Source organism: Clostridium algidicarnis DSM 15099 (assembly GCF_002934235.1).
In the GTDB taxonomy this organism is placed as follows: domain Bacteria; phylum Bacillota; class Clostridia; order Clostridiales; family Clostridiaceae; genus Clostridium_L; species Clostridium_L algidicarnis.
This window is the reverse complement of record NZ_PTIS01000001.1, coordinates 354,689-373,559: the sequence shown is the minus strand read 5'-3', so window position 1 is coordinate 373,559 and position 18,871 is coordinate 354,689. Positions and strand designations below refer to the sequence as shown.

21 protein-coding genes are annotated in these 18,871 nt (G+C 29.7%); 2 read left to right on the top strand and 19 right to left on the bottom strand.

The genetic code is table 11. From position 1 onward, the window contains the following. Window positions 1-126: 126 nt before the first annotated feature. Entirely contained in the window at window positions 127-492 is a 366-nt protein-coding gene (locus BD821_RS01820; RefSeq protein WP_104409032.1) for a YraN family protein, read from the top strand. On the opposite strand, the gene BD821_RS01815 is transcribed toward BD821_RS01820, so the two are convergent. From BD821_RS01815 to pta, 19 genes are all read right to left on the bottom strand, one after another. Beyond that, window positions 470-1,300, bottom strand: coding sequence for a ribonuclease HII (locus tag BD821_RS01815; RefSeq protein ID WP_104409031.1), 831 nt, complete (start codon window positions 1,298-1,300; stop codon window positions 470-472). The two genes, BD821_RS01820 and BD821_RS01815, sit on opposite strands and share 23 nt — an antisense overlap. Before the next feature lie 16 nt (window positions 1,301-1,316). Beyond that, window positions 1,317-2,159 (bottom strand): ribosome biogenesis GTPase YlqF, encoded by an 843-nt coding sequence (gene ylqF, locus BD821_RS01810; protein WP_104409030.1) that lies wholly within the window; start codon window positions 2,157-2,159, stop codon window positions 1,317-1,319. 105 nt (window positions 2,160-2,264) lie between these two features. Next, the gene (gene rplS, locus BD821_RS01805; RefSeq protein WP_029453264.1) at window positions 2,265-2,609 is read right to left on the bottom strand and encodes a 50S ribosomal protein L19; all 345 of its coding nucleotides are present in this window, start codon (window positions 2,607-2,609) and stop codon (window positions 2,265-2,267) included. Between the two features lie 116 nt (window positions 2,610-2,725). Continuing rightward, window positions 2,726-3,445, bottom strand: a complete 720-nt coding sequence (trmD, locus tag BD821_RS01800; RefSeq protein ID WP_029453265.1) for a tRNA (guanosine(37)-N1)-methyltransferase TrmD — start codon at window positions 3,443-3,445, stop codon at window positions 2,726-2,728. Continuing rightward, window positions 3,435-3,932, bottom strand: coding sequence for a ribosome maturation factor RimM (rimM, locus tag BD821_RS01795; protein WP_104409029.1), 498 nt, complete (start codon window positions 3,930-3,932; stop codon window positions 3,435-3,437). Before rimM ends, trmD begins: the two co-directional genes overlap by 11 nt. A 69-nt stretch (window positions 3,933-4,001) precedes the next feature. Continuing rightward, entirely contained in the window at window positions 4,002-4,229 is a 228-nt protein-coding gene (locus BD821_RS01790) for a KH domain-containing protein (RefSeq protein ID WP_029453267.1), read from the bottom strand. A 55-nt stretch (window positions 4,230-4,284) separates the two neighbouring features. Next, complete coding sequence (gene rpsP, locus BD821_RS01785) at window positions 4,285-4,542, bottom strand: 30S ribosomal protein S16 (protein ID WP_029453268.1); 258 nt, start codon at window positions 4,540-4,542, stop codon at window positions 4,285-4,287. A 34-nt stretch (window positions 4,543-4,576) separates the two neighbouring features. Continuing rightward, window positions 4,577-5,926 carry a signal recognition particle protein gene (ffh, locus tag BD821_RS01780; protein ID WP_029453269.1) on the bottom strand — a complete coding sequence of 450 codons (1,350 nt, stop codon included), beginning with the start codon at window positions 5,924-5,926 and terminating at the stop codon, window positions 4,577-4,579. Between the two features lie 10 nt (window positions 5,927-5,936). After that, window positions 5,937-6,293: a putative DNA-binding protein gene (locus BD821_RS01775; RefSeq protein ID WP_029453270.1), complete on the bottom strand. Its 357-nt coding sequence runs from the start codon at window positions 6,291-6,293 to the stop codon at window positions 5,937-5,939. An 80-nt stretch (window positions 6,294-6,373) separates the two neighbouring features. Next, window positions 6,374-7,282 (bottom strand): signal recognition particle-docking protein FtsY, encoded by a 909-nt coding sequence (ftsY, locus tag BD821_RS01770; protein WP_104409028.1) that lies wholly within the window; start codon window positions 7,280-7,282, stop codon window positions 6,374-6,376. Window positions 7,283-7,297: 15 nt separating this feature from the next. Then, entirely contained in the window at window positions 7,298-10,855 is a 3,558-nt protein-coding gene (smc, locus tag BD821_RS01765) for a chromosome segregation protein SMC (protein WP_104409027.1), read from the bottom strand. Window positions 10,856-10,963: 108 nt separating this feature from the next. Further along, window positions 10,964-12,031: an elongator complex protein 3 gene (locus BD821_RS01760; RefSeq protein ID WP_104409026.1), complete on the bottom strand. Its 1,068-nt coding sequence runs from the start codon at window positions 12,029-12,031 to the stop codon at window positions 10,964-10,966. Further along, window positions 12,024-12,728 carry a ribonuclease III gene (rnc, locus tag BD821_RS01755; protein WP_029453274.1) on the bottom strand — a complete coding sequence of 235 codons (705 nt, stop codon included), beginning with the start codon at window positions 12,726-12,728 and terminating at the stop codon, window positions 12,024-12,026. Before rnc ends, BD821_RS01760 begins: the two co-directional genes overlap by 8 nt. Before the next feature lie 109 nt (window positions 12,729-12,837). Then, on the bottom strand, window positions 12,838-13,071 hold the full coding sequence (acpP, locus tag BD821_RS01750; protein WP_029453275.1) for an acyl carrier protein: 234 nt from the start codon (window positions 13,069-13,071) through the stop codon (window positions 12,838-12,840). Window positions 13,072-13,148: 77 nt separating this feature from the next. After that, window positions 13,149-14,141 carry a phosphate acyltransferase PlsX gene (gene plsX, locus BD821_RS01745; protein ID WP_104409025.1) on the bottom strand — a complete coding sequence of 331 codons (993 nt, stop codon included), beginning with the start codon at window positions 14,139-14,141 and terminating at the stop codon, window positions 13,149-13,151. A 66-nt stretch (window positions 14,142-14,207) separates the two neighbouring features. Beyond that, window positions 14,208-14,393 (bottom strand): 50S ribosomal protein L32, encoded by a 186-nt coding sequence (gene rpmF, locus BD821_RS01740; RefSeq protein WP_029453277.1) that lies wholly within the window; start codon window positions 14,391-14,393, stop codon window positions 14,208-14,210. A 13-nt stretch (window positions 14,394-14,406) separates the two neighbouring features. After that, window positions 14,407-14,907, bottom strand: a complete 501-nt coding sequence (locus BD821_RS01735) for a YceD family protein (RefSeq protein WP_104409024.1) — start codon at window positions 14,905-14,907, stop codon at window positions 14,407-14,409. A 126-nt stretch (window positions 14,908-15,033) separates the two neighbouring features. Then, window positions 15,034-16,230: an acetate kinase gene (locus BD821_RS01730; protein WP_104409023.1), complete on the bottom strand. Its 1,197-nt coding sequence runs from the start codon at window positions 16,228-16,230 to the stop codon at window positions 15,034-15,036. A 35-nt stretch (window positions 16,231-16,265) separates the two neighbouring features. Next, window positions 16,266-17,267, bottom strand: coding sequence for a phosphate acetyltransferase (pta, locus tag BD821_RS01725; protein ID WP_104409022.1), 1,002 nt, complete (start codon window positions 17,265-17,267; stop codon window positions 16,266-16,268). Window positions 17,268-17,538: 271 nt separating this feature from the next. Here pta and BD821_RS01720 point away from each other — a divergent pair, with 271 nt between their 5' ends. Next, entirely contained in the window at window positions 17,539-18,762 is a 1,224-nt protein-coding gene (locus BD821_RS01720) for a nucleotidyltransferase (RefSeq protein WP_104409021.1), read from the top strand. The last annotated feature ends 109 nt before the right edge of the window (window positions 18,763-18,871 follow it).

Sequence of the window (18,871 nt, the reverse complement as noted above, 5' to 3'; positions counted from 1 at the left end):
TAATTATTGACCATTATGTATAATTTTATAATTAATGTTAATACTATTTTGTAAGTTTTATATTTTATTTGTATTTTAATCTTTACTTACTAAATTGATAAATTATATAAAGGATAGGTGGTAATTTTGAGATCACAAAAAAAGGCCCTAGGATATCACGGTGAATCCTTAGCCTTAAATCATCTACTACTTCAAGGATATGATATTATAGAAACAAATTTCTTATGTAAATTAGGTGAAATTGATATAATTGCAAGAGATGACAAATACATTTGCTTTATAGAGGTTAAGACTAGGTATGGATCACATGTATGCACAGCACTGGAATCCATAACCTATTCTAAAACTCAGAAAATAAAGCGTGTAGCTAAATTTTATATTCAACAAAATAATTTGCATAAAAACTTTTTTAGATTTGATGCTATAGAAATATTATTAAATCAATATAGTACACCTAAAATAAATCTCATTAAAGATGCTTTTCGCCTATAATATTATTTAAAAAACTTACTCTATGTATTGAAGTTGCCCCGTACTTTTCTATAGCTTCAATATGTTTTCTGGTTCCATATCCCACATTGTGATCAAAATCATAATGCGGATAAATTTTAGCTTGTTCCTTCATTAAGGTATCTCTATAAACCTTTGCTATTATAGATGCAGCAGCTATACTAGCGCTCTTTGAATCACCCCTTATAACTGCTATATTAGGTGATTCAAAATTCTTTATAGTATACCCATCAGACAAGACTAAATTTGGCTTTATATCTAAGCTATATACTGCCTTTTTAAATACTTCATTGTTACAGAATCCTATACCTCTTTCGTCAATATCACTATTGCTACAAAAAGATATTGAATATGCTAATGCTTTTGATTTTATTATGTTGCTAAGATATTCTCTTTTTGTTTCAGTTAGCTTTTTAGAATCATTTAACCCTAAAATCATATCTTTATTATTAACATTTAGATCCAATATAACAGCTGCAGAAACTATAGGACCCGCAAGTGGTCCTCTTCCTACTTCATCTATTCCTGCAATCAGCTTAAAGTTTTTAAAACCTTTATCAAACATATATAAATTTTCAATTCTCTTCAATTCCTTATTATAGTTTTCGTAACACCTCATAAATCGTGTAGCTAAATATTGAATTGATTTTCTATTATCTAATTCAAGCTTTTTATTTATAAAATATACCTCTTCTTTTTCTAAGTTATAGAAGCTAAGCGAATTTACATAACTTTTTAAAATATCTACAGACAAACTTTCGAAATTTTCATTAAGCAAAATGTCTTTCAAAATATTCTCTCCTTAATTAAGGTGTCTCAAGAGATATCTTCCCTACTTTTCCACCTCTAAATTCATCTAATAGCATTATTGCAATTCTATTATAATCAACACCACCACCAGATATTATAGCGCCTCTTTTTTTACCTATAGCTTCCATTATTTCTAAAGACGTTCCTTCTAGTGTATCTAATTTATATCTATTTTTAAGATTATTAGGATTTGTAACAGCTAACCTTTCAATAAGTTTTAGTGCAAGCTCTTCTACATCCATTATTTCATCTTTTATTGACCCTGTAAATGCTAGATTTAAAGCAACCTCTTCATCTTCAAATTTAGGCCATAAAATACCTGGAGTATCCATAAGCTCTACTCCCAAAGAAGTCTTTATCCATTGTTTATTTTTTGTAACACCAGGTTTATCCCCTACCTTAGCTATATTGTTTTTAGCCATCTTATTTATAAATGAAGATTTACCAACATTGGGTATTCCAACTACCATAGCTCTCCATACAATGCTTTTAAGGCCCTTTTTTTTCATTCTATCTTCTTTTTCCTTCAAAAGTTCTGATATTGCAGGCTTTATATTTTTAATGCCTTCCCCTGTTAAACTGTTTACTTCCAATAGCTTAATTTTATCTGAAGATAAAGTTTTAATCCAATCTTTTGTAACCTTACCTTCACTTAAATCAGCTTTATTTAATAATATTATTCTAGGCTTATTTTCACAAAGCTCATTTATTTCTGGATTGCTACTAGATTTAACTATCCTAGCATCTCGTATTTCTATAACTAAATCAACTAATTTTAAATTTTCGGTTATTTGTCTTCTAGTCCTAACCATATGACCTGGAAACCAATTTATTGCCATTAAGCTCACTTCCTTTCATTTTTACAAAACATATATTTTTAAATAACAAAAATGGGACTATAAAAGTCCCTTTTGCTATAAAATAATTTATGTAACTATTATATATTATTTACGTTCTCTAACCTTAGCAGCCTTACCAACTCTATCTCTTAAGTAGAATAATTTAGCTCTTCTAATCTTACCTTTTCTTACTACTTCTATTTTTTCAACTATTGGAGCATTTAAAGGAAATGTTCTTTCTACCCCTACACCTGAAGCTAGTCTTCTTACAGTGAATGTTTCTCTTATTCCACCATTTTGTCTCTTAAGAACGGTTCCTTCGAAAATTTGTATTCTTTCTCTAGTTCCTTCTTTTATTCTTACGTGTACCTTAACTGTATCACCTACATTAAAGTTTGGTAAATCACTTCTTAGTTGTTCTGCTTCAATAGCTCTTATTAATTCATTCATTGTGTATTCCTCCTTAAACTAATTTAACGTTCTTGCCAGTTATTTTCTGACAGAGGACCGTTCGTACTAACACATTTGATATTTTATCACATATGGTAGGTATATTCAATGTTTTTTTATAATTTATCAATATCTTTTAGTAATTTTATATCTTCTTTGCTAAGCGGAAACTTTTTAAAAAGGTCCAATCGATTTTTTTTAGTTAATAAAAGTGACTTAGTTTTTCTCCATTTTCTTATGTTCTCATGGTGCCCTGAGATAAGCACCTCAGGTACTCTTTCATCATTAAAGACTTCTGGTCTTGTATACTGAGGGTACTCTAGAAGCCCGTTATAAAAGGATTCATCTTCATAGCTGTTACTATTAGATAATACCCCTGGTACTAATCTACATATGCTATCTATTACTGGTATAGCAGCCATTTCGCCACCAGTAAGTATAAAATCCCCTAAGGATATCTCCTCATCTATGTAATTATAAACCCTCTCATCTATACCTTCATAATGGCCACATAAAAAGATAAGATTTTCTTCCTTTGATAAATCATTAGCCTTTGACTGTGTAAAAGTCGCACCTTTAGGTCCTAAAAATATTACCCTACCCTTATTATTTTCTTTAACATGCTTTATGCAATCAACAATAGGTTGTGGTGACATAACCATACCAGCTCCACCACCATAAGGATAATCATCTACCTTCCTATGTTTATTTTCTGTAAAGTCCCTTATATTAAAGCAATTTATATCTATAATTCCTTTTTCCCTAGCTTTAGCTAATATACTATGATCGAATACACTAAACATCTCTGGAAACAATGTTAGGATATCAATCTTCATCTTGCCACTCCTTTATAGGTCTTATAATAATCTTATGAGAATCTATATCCACATCAAGTACTATATCCTTTAAAGCTGGTATTAAAATCTCTTTTTCATGTTTAATCCAATACACATCATTACTTCCAGTTTTAATTACATCATATACTTTTCCTATTTTGTTTTCTGATGTATCATATACTGTACATGATAATAAATCTGCTATAAAATAGCTATCCTTTGGTAATCTAACTGCTTCTTCCCTTTTTACTTGGATATATTTATTTCTTAAACTTTCTGCACCTTCAATAGTATCGATACCCTCTATTTTGAGTATGACTCTATCAACTTGCATTTTACACCAGACTATAACTTTTTCATTTCCGTCTATATACACCTTTTTTAATTTTCTAAACCTCTTTATATCATCTGTTAGAGGTATTACTTTGACTTCCCCTTTTATTCCATGAGGTTTGCTTATTTGACCTACAGATAAATAATCTTCCACATATTCACCACCAAACATAATTTAATCAAAAAGAGCTAGGAATAAACCTAACTCTGCCTTGAAAATATTTTATATAATTTCAACAATTACTCTTTTATTTTCTTTAATTGCTGCGGCTTTTACAACGGTTCTTATAGCTTTTGCTATACGACCTTGTTTCCCTATAACTTTTCCCATATCACCTTCAGCAACTTTTAATTCTAAAATTATAGACTGCTCTCCAGTTATTTCATTTACTTGTACCATCTCAGGATTATCAACTAATGATTTAGCTATTATTTCAACTAATTCTTTCATAAAGATTCTGCTATAAGACTTTATAAAATCTTAAGCAGAAATCACCTCCCAAGTATTACTTTGAAAGTTTATCGTTTATTCCAGCCTTTACAAAAAGCTTTTTAACTGTATCTGATGGTTGTGCTCCATTACTTATCCATTTAGCTGCCTTTTCTTCATCAATTTTGATTACTTTTGGCTCTGATACTGGATTATAATATCCTATTTCTTCTATGAACTTTCCATCTCTTGGGCTTCTTGAATCAGCTACTACAACTCTATAAAAAGGAGTCTTCTTAGCGCCCATTCTTTTAAGTCTTATCTTTACTGCCATTATTTTTCACCTCCTTTAAATCTTATAATTTATATTAAACAAAGGGTAAATTTCCAAAAGGACTCTTTTTCATTCCCTTTTTCATACCTTTCATTTGCTTAGTCATCTTTTTCATGCTTTCAAAGTTTTTTATTACTTTATTAACTTCTTGAACAGTAACTCCAGACCCATTAGCTATACGCCTTTTTCTGGATTGAGCACTTAGTAAATTCGGATTTCTCCTTTCCTTTAATGTCATGGATTTTATTATAGCCTCCATCTTAGACATTTCTTTCTCACCCTGATTAAAGTCCACCCCTTGTAATTCTTTTGAATTACCTCCTGGTATCATATCCATTATCTTATTTAAAGGTCCAAGTTTCTTCATTTGGCTCATGGCCGTTAGAAAATCCTCAAAGTTAAATCCTTGATTTAGTATTTTATTTCCAAGTTCTTTTGCTTCTTTTTCATCTATAGATTGTTGCGCTTTCTCTATAAGTGATAACATATCACCCATTCCTAATATTCTTGAAGCCATTCGTTCAGGATGAAAGACTTCGATATCATTCATCTTTTCCCCTATACCTACAAATTTAATGGGTTTTTTAGTTATTTCCCTAATAGATAAAGCTGCTCCACCTCTAGTATCTCCGTCAAGTTTAGTTAAAACTATTCCAGAAACGCCTAATTGGTCATTAAATGATTCAGAAACATTCACTGCATCTTGCCCAGTCATAGCATCTACTACAAGCAGTATTTCAGACGGGTTTATAGCAGTTTTTATGCAAGCAAGCTCCTCCATTAAATTTTCATCTATATGAAGTCTTCCTGCAGTATCTATTATTATTACATTATTTCCATTATCTTTAGCAAAGCTTAAGGATGCCTTTGCTATATCTACAGGACTTATTTTATCTCCCATAGAAAATACAGGAACGTCTATTTGCTTACCTACAGTTTGCAATTGCTTGATTGCAGCTGGTCTATATACATCTGCTGCTACTAGCAATGGTTTTTTATTCTTTTTTCTAAAATGAAGGGCAAGTTTGCCTCCCATGGTGGTCTTACCAGCTCCCTGTAACCCTACAAGCATTATAACTGTAAGCCCAGTATCAGAATGATTTATCTTACTTTCTTCCTCACCCATAAGCTTGGTTAACTCATCATTAACTATTTTTATAACTTGCTGCGCAGGTGTTAGACTTTCTAAAACCTCTGATCCCAAACATTTTTCGCTTACAGAACTTACAAAGCTTTTAACCACTTTATAATTTACATCTGCCTCTAAAAGAGCAAGTTTAACCTCTCTCATGGCTTCTTTTATATCTTTTTCTGAAAGCTTCCCTTTTCCCTTTAACTTCTTAAAAGTTTCTTGAAGTTTGGATGTTAATCCTTCAAAAGCCATGCTAATCCTCCTAAATATTAATATCCTTTAAAAGGATACTTTTTATATTATTAATTTCAATATAACTCTCTTCAGTAGAATCAAAATTTTTCTCCACTTTATCTAATTTAATGCATATTTCTTTAATACTTTCTGATAGTTTCAAGCTCTTTTCCAATAAATTTAATTTAGACTCATAGTTCATAAGTAATTTATAACAGGTCTTAATTGTATCATATATAGCTTGACGACTAGTTTCATTTATTTCTGCAATCTCTACTAATGAAAGATCTTCGTTGTAATACAAATTCATTATATTAACTTGTTTTTCAGTTAAAAGTTCACCATAAAAATCAAATAATAGTGAGATAGTAAATCTATCTTCCATTTATATCACCTAACCTACAAAAAAAATTATAACAAAATATAATTACATTGTCAAGCATTTTTACTTAACAGTTTTATATTTTAAAATAAGGCCTTTGCAAAGGCTTCTGCATCAAATTCTTGAAGATCATCAATCCCTTCTCCAACCCCTATATATTTAACCGGTATTTTAAGTTCCCTTTTTATAGATATTACAACTCCACCCTTAGCAGTACCGTCAAGCTTAGTTAATATAATCCCGTCTAAAGGGCTAGATTCCATAAATTGCTTTGCTTGTATTATTGCATTTTGACCTGTGGTGCCATCTAGTACTAGCAATGTTTGTTTTTCTGCTTCGCTAAATTCTCTATCTATTATTCTATTAATTTTAGAAAGTTCATCCATCAAGTTTTTCTTATTATGAAGTCTCCCTGCAGTATCACAAATTAATATATCTGCTTTTCTAGCTTTTGAAGCTTGAATAGCATCGTAAACTACTGCTGCTGGGTCAGATCCTTCTTTATGTTTTATTAGGTCTACATTAGCTCTACTGCTCCAAACTTCTAATTGATCTATAGCTGCTGCTCTAAAAGTATCCGCTGCAGCAAGAATAACTTTTTTGCCATCATTTTTATACTTTAAAGCAAGCTTTCCAATAGAAGTAGTTTTCCCAACACCATTCACTCCTATAACTAAAATAACTTTAGGAAACACATTGTTATCTATAGGCTCTTCATCCACCATTAATTCCTTTATAATTTCTTTCAAACAAGGCTTTATAAGCTCAGGATCATTAATTTTTTCTTCTCTAATCTTGATTTTTAGCCTGCTTATAATGTCCATAGAAGTCTCTACTCCTATGTCTGACGTTATCAAAATTTCTTCTAATTCCTCATATAAATCTTCATCTATTGTTACAGCTAAATTTAACATATCGTTAACCTTATCTGTAAGAGTATCTCTGGTTTTACTTAATCCAGATTTTAATTTTTCAAAAAGACCTCCAAACATATTTATCCTCCTTAATTATTTACTTAAATCTACTGATACTATCTTAGATATACCTTTTTCCTCCATAGTGACACCATAGAGCATATCTGCTGATTCCATAGTTCCTTTTCTATGAGTTATCACTATGAACTGTATCTCATTTGAAAACTTTTTTAAGAATTCAGCGTATTTATAAACATTTGCATCATCTAATGCTGCCTCAATTTCATCTAATATACAAAATGGCGTAGGTTTCATCTTTAATATTGCAAAAAGTAGAGCTATTGCCGAAAGTACCTTTTCTCCCCCAGACATAAGATTTATATTTTGAAGCTTCTTACCTGGTGGCTGCACATTTATATCAATATTAGCCGTAAGTTCATCACCTTCACCTAATATAAGAGCTGCGTTCCCACCTTTAAATAATTCTTTAAATGTATTATTAAAGTTTTCATTTAAAACTTTAAAATTAGATGAAAAAACGTCTTTCATTTTACTTGTCATATCATCAATAACTTCTTTTAGCTCAATACGTGCGTTGTTTAAATCTTCCTTTTGGCTATTCATAAATGTATACTTTTCTTTTATATCTTTGTATTCATCTATAGATCCTAGATTTATGGTACCTAGCTTAGATATTTCTTTTTTTATAGTTATAACTTCTTCTTTTGCAAAATCTTCATTTTCAATATCTTTTGCTATATCTAAAGCTTCAACAAAGCTAATATTAAACTCATTATTTAATCCTGCATATAAATTTTCTTTTTCTATATCTATTCTAGTTTTATTTATATTAAACTTATTCTTTTCTTCTTCTTTTTTTTGTATAAATAATTGCAATTGTTCTATTCGACTTTTTAGATTAGTAATATTCGCTTTAATTTTTATATTTTCTATCTCATAATTTTTAAAATCTTTATCCAAATTCTCTATTATAAATTTATTTTCTTCTATGCTTTTAGTTAAGTTTTCAATATCTTCCTTTGATTTCACAATGGTTTGTTCTTTATCTAGTATAGTCTGCTTTTTTTCTATTATCTCTGATTCTAGTTCATCTAGATTCTTGCATACCCTTTCTACTTCTTTTAGCATATTTAATATAAATTCATCTATTTTAGCTTTTTTAACTTTTAAATCTAAGATATATTCTTTTTTAACCTTGGATCCTTCTTCTTTGTTTATTATCTCTTCTTCTAAAAAAGTTATTCTATCTCCACATTGCTTTTCCTTTTTATCTAAACTAAGTATTTGTTTAATATCTTCTTCTAATTCTTTAGTTTTATTATCTATATTTTCTTCTATTAAAACTATTTCTTGTTTCGACGTAAGTATATTTTTAGTTAACCTTTCTTTTTCTGAATCTATAGCTAAAATCTTCTCATCTATTTTAGCTACCTCTATGTTATTATAATGAATCTTTTCTCTTAACTTAAGATAATTTTCTTCTAGAATTTTATACTCATCTTTGTATCTTTCTAATTCACTATTCGCTTTTTCCAAAGACTTATTAAATTCTAATATCTCTAACTTTAATTTTTCAATTTCATCTTTTCTACCTATTATATTTGTATTTTTATAATACAAGCTTCCACCTGTAAGTGCTCCACCTGTATTTATAACTTCCCCTTGAAGTGTAACTATCTTATTTTTATAATTTACTTTTTTCGCTATCTCTAAAGCACTTTTCATATCATCTGATATAATGGTTCTTCCTAAAATATATTCTATAGCATTTTTAAATTTATCATCAAAATCAATAATTTTACTAGCAATACCTATATATCCTTTTATAGATGTTATTTCTTTATCTAAATAAATACTTTTCCCTTGTATTATGTTTAATGGTAAGAATGTGGCTCTACCTAAATTATTCTTTTTAAGATATTCTATTAAGTACTTCGCTTCATTTTCAGTATTAGTTACCATATTAGATACCCCAGCGCCTAAAGCTATTTCTATAGCAGATTGATAGTTAGGATTTGCCCTTATTATATCTCCTAAAACCCAAAAATTATCAATATGGCCATGCATATCACCTTTTTTCATACGCATCATTAAAGCTTTAACGGATTTATTATATCCTTCATAATTACTCTCTAAATTTATAAGTGCATTTTTATTTGCCTCTAATTTATTAATATCTCTATTAATATTTTTTAGCTTTATTTCATTATCATTTAAAGCCCTTTTTACAAAAAGAACTTTGTTTCTATTATCCTTTATAGATATTTCTAATTTTTCTGTACTATCCATAAATCTTTCTTTTTCACTAATTATCCTAAAACCTGTATCTTTATTTGTTTTTAAAAGATTACAATAATCTTCACAGTAACCATGAAGTTGTTGCTGTTTTTCTTTTAAAGAATTAATCTCTATCTCAACTTTTGACTTGTCATTTCTAAGTTTTGATTGATTTCTTAGTATTTCAATAGCATCTTTTCTTAAAATAGAAACTTCTGATTTAAAGTTTGATAATTCACTATTACATAAATTACTCTCTTCTTCTAAAATATTTATCTCATGTTTTAGTTTCTTTTCGTAGTTTTCATTTTCTTTTAAAGACTCTTCATTTTTATTTTTTTCTCTTTTAAGCTCTTCTATCTTCTGGTTTAAGTTCTTTATACTTCCTTCATTTACTTGTATAGTGGTTTTTGAATTGTCTAAACGTTCTTTAGCAATTCCTATTTCTGCCTTAAGTGACTGAACTATTTCTTTTAGTTTATAATATTCATCTGCTTTATATTTATTTTTTATAGAAGACTCTTCTAACAAGGATTCACTTTTTGTTAACTCTTCTTTTATACTAGTTTCATCCTTTTTTAATTCATTTAAATCTTTTTCTATTCTCTCTAAGTTGCTATTTTGCTTTAAAATGTTTGCTTCTATAATTTCTATTCTTTTTACTATTAAGGATACCTCTAAACCTTTAAGTTTAGATGATAATTTTAGAAATTCTTTTGCTTTTTCATTATCTATTCTTAAAGGTTCTAGTCTTTCTTCATAGGTAAGCAATATATCATTTATTCTTATTAAATTTTGTTCTGTTGAGTCAATTTTCTTTTGAGCATCATCTCTTCGAGTTTTAAACTTTACTATTCCTGCTGCTTCTTCTAGAAGAGATCTTCTATCCTCTGCTTTTCCACTTAATATAGCATCAATTTTACCTTGTCCTATTATAGAATATCCTTCTTTTCCAATACCTGTATCCATAAATAACTCGTGTATATCTTTTAATCTACAAGATATATTATTTATAAAATACTCGCTTTCACCCGATCTATAAAGCCTTCTACCTATTGTAACATCCATGTAATCTATAGGTAATTCACCTTTAGAATTATCAAGAGTTAAGGAAACTTGTGCTAAACCAACGGACTTTCTAAATTCAGTTCCAGAGAATATAACATCCTCCATTTTTCCCCCTCTTAAATTTTTTACACTTTGCTCTCCAAGCACCCATCTTATTGCATCTGAAATATTGCTTTTTCCGCTTCCATTTGGTCCAACCACTCCAGTAATACCTTTTTTTAATTTTAATTCTATCTTATCTGCAAAAGATTTAAAGCCCTTTATCTCAATAGATTTTAAAAACATACGCCCACTCCTTTAGCTACTTAAATGCTACTGGCAATAGTCCAATCAAAAATATCAAGATTATCATTCCTAATAAAAACTTCCCTATCTTTTCTCTAGTTTTAATTTTCATATTAGCCTCCTATTTTTTATAATAGAATATAAATTTAAGACCATTTTATTTTCATAAAACTCTATTATAAAATCTCCTCGCTTTAGATTATCATTTACTTTTATAATAAAAAATTTTGATTCAATTCTATCTTTCATTTTATTAAAATACATCTTTTTATTAGCATACAGTTTAGATAAATCTTTACTTGGTACTTGTATTATTATCTCTGATTTAACTTCTTTGATAATTTCATATATAACATCATTCCATATATCGCTTTCCACTAATTCTCTAAATGCAGGATGAAATGGGCCAGCTACAACGTCTTTACCCTTATTTATATTTTCTGTAGGCTGCAGTCCTATCCTTATAACATTTATATCTTTTTCTACAAGCATCATATAAATTGTTTTAGATACCTCTATTGCCTCTTCTAATGTATATGGTTTATACACTCCTTTATTGTACATAAGTTCCATAGGAGTGTCTTTAATTACAAGAGAGGGGTATATCCTACAAATGTCAGGTCCCATAGCTATAATCTTTTTAGTAGTTTCTATATCTTTTTTAAAATTATCCGTAGGCAATCCTAGCATTATTTGATGACCTAATGTAAATCCATAATCTTTTATCAGTTTAGAAGCTTTAATAGCATCTTCCTCGCTATGTCCTCTTCCAGACCTTTTTAAGACCTCTTCGTCTAAAGATTGTATGCCAAGTTCAATTATGTCTACAGCGTAATCTTTTAATGTATTTAATATCTGTTCATTTATATAATCTGGCCTAGTTGATAGCCTTATTTTAGATATGAGTTTAGATTCTTTATATGTTTTTGCTACACTTAAAAGTTCTTTTTGTTTTTCTACTGGTATTGCTGTAAAGGTTCCTCCAAAAAATGACACCTCTATAGTGACCTCTTTATTATTTATAGTTAATAGATATTCATCTATAGTACTTTTTACTAACTCTGCATTTACTTTTTCTTGTTCCCCGGTTATTTTATCTTGGTTGCAAAATACACAGTTATGTGGACATCCTTCATGGGGAACAAATATAGGAATAATATAATAATCTTTACTCATGTATTTCCTCCAGTTTTAATAAGGCCTCTTTAGCAGAGCTTTGTTCTGATTCTTTTTTACTATAACCATTCCCTTCACCCATAACCTTATTATTAATTACAACCTTAGTATAAAATTTTCGTCTATGAGGAGGTCCCTCATATTTTACTAGTTCATAATCAATTTCAACTTCGCCATCCTTTTGAAGTTTTTCTTGAAGAGCAGTTTTATAATCTAGTACTATTTCTTGATTAATTGCCTTACTTATAGTTTCTTTAAAACTCTTTAGTATGAAGTCTGTAACGTAATCTATCCCCTTATCTAAGTATACGGCTGCTATTACAGCTTCTACGCAATCTGCTTGAATTGAAACTCTATCACGCCCACCTGTAAGCTCTTCCCCGCGACTCATACGCATGTGCCTTCCAATTCCCCATGTTAATGCAATTTCATATAAAGAGTTTTCGCATACAATAAGTGATCTTAGCTTTGTTAAATCACCTTCGCTTTTTTGCTTATAATTATTAAAAAGGTATTCTGTTATACATAATTGAAGCACAGAATCACCTAAAAATTCTAATCTTTCATTGTAGTCTACATTTTTAAATTGATTAGCATAAGAACTATGAGTTATAGCTGTTAATAAATGTTCTTTGTCGCTGAATACTGTATCAATCTGTTTTTCTATATTTTTTATGTTTTCTAGATAATGTTTCATTCTTCCAACTCCTCAAAGAAGTTTATTCTTCAATCTACTAATTCTTTGCAAACTCAAGAATAAACTTTGTTTTTTTGATAAATAAAGCCCCGATATACGGGACTTTACACTATTCTTCAATATGCTCTTTTATATAATCAACTACATCTTTAACTATAACCATCTTTTCTGCATCTTCATCAGCCATCTCTAAGTCAAATTCATCCTCAAGGGCCATTATAAGTTCAACTATATCAAGAGAATCTGCTCCTAAATCTTCTATAAAAGATGATTCCATATTAATCTCATTCTCGTCAACACTTAATTTATCAGCTATAATTGCTTTTATCTTTTCAAATGTCATATTATCACCTCCCAACGAAATTCTATAATTAGATAATATTACATATATTATTCATCGTCAATAGAAAGAACTTAATATTACAAACTTTCTATTTCATTACTTATTTTTTCTATAATCTTATTATCATAAAATATAATAGCTTGCTTTATAGCATTTTTCAAGGCTTTTCCATCTGAGCTTCCATGTGCCTTTATACATATACCCTTTACACCTATAAAAGCTGCTCCACCATATTCTTTATAATCAAATTTAGTTTTAAATTCTTTGAATATAGGCTTTAATAAAAGTCCACCAATTTTAGTTCTTGTAGAACTCATTATTTCAGATTTTAAAACATCGAATATACTAGAAGACACACCTTCATACATCTTTAAAATAGTATTTCCTACAAACCCATCACATACCACTATATCTGTATTTCCTAATGGAACATCTCTAGGCTCTATATTACCTACGAAGTTAATAGCTTCATTTTTAAGCAACTTGTAAGTAGCCTTAGTTAATTCATTTCCTTTTTCCTCTTCTACACCTATGTTAACTAACCCTATAGATGGATTCTTAACGCCTAAAACATTTTCAAAATATATTTTCCCCATATGGGCAAACTGAACAAGATTATTAGGCTTACAATCTACATTAGCACCACAATCTACCACCATAAACTTTCCATTTTTACCTGGCATTATTGGTGCAAGAGCTGGTCTATCAATACCATTAATACGTCCTACTATGAAAAGAGATCCCGCCATAAAGGCACCAGTGCTACCCGCAGAAATTATAGCATCAGCTTCATTGTTTTTCACTAAATTTAACGCTTTAACCAAACTAGAATCCTTTTTTCTCCTTATTGCCATTACAGGATGATCATTAGTGTCTATTACCTCAGTTGCATTAACAACGGTAATTTTATTTTTATCATATTCATATTTAGAAAGTTCCTTATTTATTTCATTTTGTTTCCCTGTAATTATTATCTGTAAGTCTTCAAATTCTTTCAAAGCTTGAATTGAGCCTTCTACAACTATTCTAGGAGAATTATCTCCCCCCATTCCATCTACAGCAATTTTCACGGTTAACACGCCCCTTTTAATTTCAGATATAAAGAAAAGAAAGCCCTAAGACTTTCCTTTCCTACATTATTTTGCTTCAGTAGCAACTATTTCTTTACCTTTGTAAAAACCACAGTTCTTACATACTCTATGTCCAAGTTTCATTTCATGGCATTGTGGACATTCAACAATTCCTGGCGCACTTAATTTAAAAGTTTGCGCTCTCCTTGAGTCTCTTCTACCTTTAGAAAATTTTCTCGCTGGATTTCCCATTTATAACACCTCCTTAATCATCTAAAAACAGTTGTTTTAACTTTGCCAATCTTGGATCAATAATATCTTTATCGCAACCACAATTTTGGTTGTTTAAATTAGTCCCACAAATTTGGCAAAGACCTTTGCAATCTTCACTGCAAAGCTTCTTCATAGGCAATGTTAATATTATACTGTTTTCTACGACTTCAGTAATATCTAAATTATCATTATTTAAAATGATTATATTCTCATCCTCTATTTCTTCATCAAAAGAAAATTCTTCATTCAAATTTAAATTTAGAGGATAATTAAACTTTTCAAGACATCTAGAACAAGTAAGTTCTAATTCTGTTTTAACCTTAGCTATTAGAGTTATTACATCCCCATTGGAACTTATATCTCCACTTACTGCTATAGGTCTTACAAAACTTATATCTTCTCCGTCATAACTTATTGTATCTTTATTATAAATAAAAGATACTTCTTTCTTAAAAGACTTGCCTTTGTTTAATTCTATAATTTCTACATTCATAGCTTTAACTTTGAAAGATTACAGATAACACTTTAAATCTTTCACTTCTCTCCTTAGTAATTATATTTTGCTTATAACCACAATTTATTATATAAACTTGCCCATTAAAAGTCAAGATATTTCTTACTATTTGTTCAAAAGTTCTTTTGTATCTCTTGCTATCATAAGTTCTTCGTTAGTAGGTATAAGAAAAACTTTAACTTTTGAATCTGATGAACTTATTTCAGTAACTTTACCTCTTACATTGTTTTTCTCTTTATCTATTTTAACTCCTAAGAATTCTAATCCATCACATATTGATTGTCTTGTTTCTGGTGAGTTTTCACCAAGTCCTGCAGTAAATACAAGACAATCAAGTCCATTAATTGATGCTGCATAAGATCCTATTGTTTGCTTAACTCTATAATTAAATACATCTAATGCTAAAGCTGCTCTTTCATTGCCTTCACCCACTGCATTTTCAATATCTCTAAAGTCACTGCTTACTCCTGATAATCCTAGAACTCCTGACTTTTTATTTAATATGTTGTTAGTTTCTTCTACAGAATAACCAACTTCCTTTATTAAATAAGTAACTATTGCAGGGTCTATATCTCCACATCTTGTTCCCATGACTATACCTGCAAGTGGAGTGAATCCCATGCTTGTATCAACACATACACCATCATTGATAGCTGCAATACTAGCTCCATTACCTAAGTGACAAGTTATCATTTTTATATCTTTTAAATCTTTGTTCATACATTCTGCTGCTACTGTTGAAACATATTTATGTGATGTTCCGTGGAATCCATATTTTCTGATTTTATTTTCTTTATATAACTCGTATGGCAATGCATACATATATGCTTTTTCAGGCATAGTTTGGTGGAATGCAGTATCAAATACCACTACCATAGGAGTTTGTGGCATAAGTTCCTTACATGCATTTATTCCAATTATATTTGGTGGGTTATGAAGTGGTGCAAGTTTTGCGCACTCTTCAAGTTCTTTCATAACTGTTTCATCGATAATTACTGACTTAGAATATTTTTCTCCACCATGAACAACTCTATGACCTACAGCATTGATCTCATCCATGCTGCTTATAACTCCACTTTCTTTGTTAACTAGTGTATTTAGCACTATACTAATTGCAACTTTATGGTCACTCATAGGCTCTTTAACAATATACTTCTCTCTACCCTCTACCTTTTGTGTTAATATTGATCCCTCAATACCAATTCTTTCAACTAATCCTTGAGCTAAAGATTCCTCATTTGTCATATCAATTAATTGATATTTTAATGATGAACTTCCACAATTAATAACTAATACTTTCATTTAATTTTCCCCTTTCGTTTTAAACCCTAATAATTTTATTTACTTGTTTGAGCTTGAACCGCAGTCAAAGCCACAACATTTACTATATCCTCAGAGCTACATCCTCTAGACAAATCATTTATAGGCTTTGCAAATCCTTGAGATATTGGTCCTATAGCTTCTGCCATTCCAAATCTTTGAACTAATTTATATCCTATATTTCCTGATTGTAAATCCGGAAATATAAGTACATTAGCATTTCCTGCAACTTTACTATTTGGAGCCTTTTGGTTAGCAACTTTAGGAACTATAGCAGCATCAAGTTGCATCTCTCCATCTATATCTAAGTCAGGCCTTCTATATTTTGCAATTTTTGTAGCATTTCTTACCTTTTCAACTAATTCATGTTCAGCACTTCCCATAGTTGAAAAAGATAACATAGCAACCTTAGGTTCCATTTTACATAAGTTTTTTGCTGTTTCAGCTGTAGCTATAGCTATAGATGCTAATTCATCTGATGTTGGGTTTGGATTAACCGCACAGTCTGAAAATATTAACATTCCATCATCACCATAATTATGGTCTGGAACCATCATAATGAAAAAACTAGATACTACCGATACCCCTGGCGCTGTTTTTATTATTTGAAGTCCCGGTCTTAAAAGGTCTCCTGTAGTATGTATAGCACCTGATACCATGCCGTTAGCATCATTCATCTTAACCATCATTGTACCATAGTAAAGGGGATCCTTTACTATTTTTAAGGCCTTTTCTTTAGTCATGCCCTTCTTTTTCCTTAGTTCATAAAATTCTTCCGCATATTTATCTGTATTAGATGATGTTTCAGGATCCTCTATTTGTATACCCTCTATGTCCACCCCTAAAACTTTTGCTTTTGCTTTTATTATAATGCTGCTACCAACTAATATAATATCTGCAAGACCTTCTTTATTGATTTTTTCACTGGCGATAAGTGTTCTATCTTCATCGCCTTCTGGAAGAACTATTTTTTTTCTATCTGACTTTGCAGATTCCCATATGTTCTTCATAAATTCCATGCTCATTTCTCCTCTCATTTAATTAAGGCTGCTTTTTTAATATACTTTTTATAAACTCCAACAATAATTTTTTCCTAAAGCATTATATATTGAAATTTTAAAATATAAGTTGAAGTTTCAATATGTATTTCTCTATAGTATAATACTATAGATTGAGTTATTTTTAAAGTCTATATTGACTTTAGTTTGATAGTTTTTTATCTTTATTGCAAAATTATTTTATTAATATCACTTTTTAATAAAATTTTATTAAACCAAAGGAGGTCTTTTTATGAAAGTAGCTGCTATTATCTCTGAGTATAATCCATTGCATAACGGCCATAAACTTCACATCGAGAAAACTAAAAAAGAATTAAATTGTGATTATCTCATATCTATAATGAGTGGTAACTTTGTCCAAAGAGGTCTACCCTCTTATATTGATAAATGGAATAAGTCAAAGGTGTCTGTTTCAAACGGAATAGACCTTGTAATTGAACTTCCTGTAATATTTAGCCTTTCATCAGCAGAATTTTTTGCAAAGGGCTCTGCTCAAATATTAAATTCTTTAGGAATAGTTGATTATTTAAGTTTTGGAAGTGAAGTTGGTAATATCCAGCCCTTAAAACTTATAGCATCTATTCTTTGCAATGAGCCTCATGCATATAAGGCTTTGCTTAAATCTAAGCTATCTTACGGACTTGCCTTTGCAAAAGCAAGATCTCTAGCTCTAACTGAATATATTACCGATAACTTTCCAATGTATACTATAGACTTTATAACAAACCTTTTAAGCTCTTCAAATAATATATTAGCTATAGAATATTTAAAAGCTTTATATTCACTAGACAGTACTATAGAGCCTTTTACCATTAAAAGGCTTGGTTCAAATTACAACGATGAAGGTTTAAATGCGAGTTTTTCTAGCGCAACCTCCATAAGAAATCATCTTAAAACTTCAGATGATTTAACATTACTTAAAAATCATCTACCAAAATCGTCTTACACCCTTATAGAAACTTTAATCAAAGACAATTATACATTTCCTCAAATGGAGAATATATTCCCTTTTATAAAATATAAAGCCTTAACAGATAATAACTCTTTAAAGCAAATTCCAGAAGCTTCTGAAGGATTATACAATAAAATATATAAAAGTTTATGGGATAGCTCTACTTATGAAGAATCTTTTTCTAAAATGAAAAGTAAAAGATATGCTTCCACAAGAATAAATCGGTTATTGTGCCAGTATTTTATTGGATTTGAAAACTATTCTATTGATAATTTAAGAAGAAGTGATCCAAGTTATATACGTGTTTTAGCTTTTAATGATAAAGGAGCTGAGCTTCTAAAAAAAATCAAAAACACTTCCCCACTTCAAATATATACAAAACTTCCTAAAAGTTTATGTCCAATGTTAGAATTAGATTTACAAAGCACTAAGGCATACAGTATACTAAATCCTTCTATAAGATATAATGAAGATTATTTTAAAAGCCCTATAATAATTAAATAAATATACTTATTTTGTTAATATTCCTTCACATCCTTCAATATACTTTTTAGTATGATGTACCATCGACATGCTATACTATCTCAATGCTTTTATTTATTGGAGGAATGAT